Here is a 1,439-nt window from a genome sequence, read left to right on the forward strand (position 1 = left end):
AGGCCTCCATCGCGACAATGCACGGCGGCTGCTCACTTAAAAGCTGCTGCAATCGAGCCCGTGAAAGCAGCCGGTTGAATAGAACCGCACCGTCGCGATCCGTAGCACAGACCTGGAAACTCCGCTTTGCGAGGTCGATCGTAAGGATTTGCACTTGTGTCATCTGCCTTTCCTCCGTGAGCGCTACCATGCGCGGGGCAGGCATCATACTCCGATGCCAACCGGAGGGGCATCCACCCCATCAGTTCAGCCTGACGGTCGGGAACTTTATTAGTTCATGTAAACTTAACCATAGCGCTTAAAACACCACGTCAACTATTTTCGTTCACATTGCGCAAAATAATTTTCAAGCCACATATGCGCCATGAACATCACCGCTTCACAAATAAGAGCCGCGAGAGACTCGCTTGACTGGTCACAGCAGCAACTGGCGACAACAGCCAATGTCGGGGTGTCTACGATACGTAGTTTCGAAACCGGCAAGCATATGCCGATCACCAACAACCTGCATGCTATTCGAACTGTCTTTGAATCTGCAGGCGTGATCTGCATCGATCAAAATGGAAATGGCCCGGGCGTTCGGCTGCGGGATCGTCAACAATGAGCCGAACGATAATCCACCAAGAGCTTAGCCCTGATGAGCAAACTCGGGTGACATTCTTCCAGAGGGCCGATGCTACTATAGTATTTCTCGCCGAAAAATTCTGGATCGATGACCTACCGGAAGATAATTATTACAATGAGTTTTGGGCTGCCGACAGCGATAGTAGATCAATCTTCGACAACTTGCAGACGGCTATCAGAGAGGCACGCGTCGAGTATCCTTGGCTGACACCGGCACATGGAAGTGACAGCAGTACACCTGATAAGGCTGAAGAATGACTATTGCGCGACAATTACAACCGTTCTAGCGTCGGCCATCGAACGGAGGGCAAAATGTCAGTTGCTGCACTTATATTTGGGCTTATTGCTATCGTAGCAGGCATGATCGTTACCATTAATGGACTTCGGGATCGCAGCGGGTTGTTCACGATAACATTTTTATCCTACGGATTCTTCGCTATCGCATTCGGGATCTTTATGATGTGCTTGGGACGAATGATCGAGCATCTGGGTTCTATTCGGGTCGCCCCTGGAGTGCTCGCCATTTCACCGGACACGTCGGCTGGATTGATTTTGCCCTGACGAACTGCCGAGGGGAAGCCATCTTGAGCGCGGAATGGGGATGAATTTCATTATAGTCTTCAATCCATCCATCGATGAGCCGGGGCGCCGTTTCGGCGTCCGGTAGTGCCGAGATACGGATGTAATCCCGCTTCAGGGTTTTAACGAATGCCTCGGACATTCCGTTCGACTGCGGGCTGGCCACCGGCGTGAAGCAGGGCGTCAGATTGAGTGCTTGAGCAAACAGCCTCGTGTCCCGCGCGGTATAAGCCGAG

At 52.0% G+C, this 1,439-nt stretch carries 3 protein-coding genes; 2 read left to right on the plus strand and 1 reads right to left on the minus strand.

The genetic code is table 11. The features are described 5' to 3' along the window. Positions 1 to 364: 364 nt before the first annotated feature. Both AC0TOF_RS00020 and AC0TOF_RS00025 read left to right on the plus strand, forming a co-directional pair. A complete protein-coding gene (locus AC0TOF_RS00020) occupies positions 365 to 604 on the plus strand; it encodes a helix-turn-helix domain-containing protein (protein ID WP_473766719.1) in 240 nt (79 codons plus the stop codon). Beyond that, complete coding sequence (locus AC0TOF_RS00025) at positions 601 to 882, plus strand: hypothetical protein (protein WP_473766720.1); 282 nt, start codon at positions 601 to 603, stop codon at positions 880 to 882. The genes AC0TOF_RS00020 and AC0TOF_RS00025 overlap by 4 nt, the downstream gene beginning before the upstream one ends. A 235-nt stretch (positions 883 to 1,117) precedes the next feature. Here the strand turns inward: AC0TOF_RS00025 and AC0TOF_RS00030 are convergent. Then, on the minus strand, positions 1,118 to 1,439 hold a 322-nt coding region (locus tag AC0TOF_RS00030), incomplete at its 5' end, for an integrase core domain-containing protein (RefSeq protein ID WP_473766721.1).

The organism is Ochrobactrum sp. PL_is501, from assembly GCF_055816895.1.

Excerpts from the sequence above, each read along its gene's own strand:
- AC0TOF_RS00020 (WP_473766719.1), top strand. The coding sequence starts at position 365 with ATGAACATCACCGCTTCACAAATAAGAGCCGCGAGAGACTCGCTTGAC.
- AC0TOF_RS00025 (WP_473766720.1), top strand. The coding sequence starts at position 601 with ATGAGCCGAACGATAATCCACCAAGAGCTTAGCCCTGATGAGCAAACT.